The organism is Burkholderia sp. LFS061 (assembly GCF_047978125.1).
GTDB classification, from domain to species: Bacteria; Pseudomonadota; Gammaproteobacteria; order Burkholderiales; family Burkholderiaceae; genus Burkholderia; species Burkholderia pyrrocinia_C.
Genome location: NZ_JBFPFS010000190.1, coordinates 1 through 223, shown reverse-complemented (window position 1 = coordinate 223; position 223 = coordinate 1). Strand labels below are relative to the sequence as shown.

General features: G+C 60.1%; 1 protein-coding gene. It reads left to right on the top strand.

Translation table 11 applies throughout. From position 1 onward, the window contains the following. A partial coding sequence (locus tag ACNQQL_RS36300; protein ID WP_347069775.1) for a transposase occupies positions 1-223 on the top strand: 223 nt, incomplete at both ends.

The following is a 223-nucleotide window of genomic DNA, read 5'->3' as shown; positions in this document are numbered from 1 at the left end:
TTACCGAAGAACAGATGGTCACCATCCTGCGCGAGGCGGACAAGGCGCCGGTGGCTGAGGTCGCGAAGAAGCACGGGATCAGCGAGCAAACCATTTACAACTGGCGGCAGCATTTCGGCGGGCTGGAAGCTGCCGACGTGAAGCGGCTCAAGCAACTCGAGCAAGAGAATGCCCGGCTGAAGAAGATGCTGGCCGAGCGCGATCTCGAGCTGGACGTGATGAA